General features: G+C 64.9%; 1 protein-coding gene. It reads left to right on the top strand.

Annotation, left to right across the window (positions count from 1 at the left end; genetic code table 11):
* Positions 1 to 516 (top strand): condensation domain-containing protein (locus KJQ96_RS38700; RefSeq protein ID WP_213291186.1); only part of this gene is annotated, 516 nt, incomplete at both ends.

Here is a 516-nt window from a genome sequence, read left to right as displayed (position 1 = left end):
GCGGCTGGGGCTGAGCCTAGCCAGCCTCTGCCATCTCGCCTGGGGGCAGGTGGTGGCGCGAAGCAGCGGACGCGAGCGCGTCGTGTTCGGCACGGTTCTGTTCGGCCGCTTGCATGCCGGCGCCGGCGGCGATCGCACCATGGGACTGTTCATCAATACATTGCCGCTGCGGCTCGATCTCGATGGCACCGCGGTTGAAGACAGTGTTCATCATGCGCACGCCCGGCTGGCCGAGCTGATGGCGCATGAACATGCCTCGCTGGCGCTCGCGCAACGATGCAGCGGTGTCGCCGCGCCGGCGCCCCTGTTCAGTTCGATCCTGAATTACCGGCACAATGCGATGCCGGCGAACTCGTCTACGGACCAGAATAACGCAGGCGTGCACGGCATCGAGTGGCTCGGCGGCGAAGAGCGCACCAATTATCCCTTGATGCTGGCGATCGAGGATTATGGTCAGGCACTGGGGTTGGCCGCTCAGGTTGTCCATCCGCTCTCGGCCGATCGCATCTGCGCCTT

It is taken from the genome of Bradyrhizobium sp. sGM-13 (assembly GCF_018398875.1).
In the GTDB taxonomy this organism is placed as follows: domain Bacteria; phylum Pseudomonadota; class Alphaproteobacteria; order Rhizobiales; family Xanthobacteraceae; genus Bradyrhizobium.
Note: the sequence above shows the minus strand (reverse complement) of the source record. Positions and strands in the feature narration are given on the sequence as shown.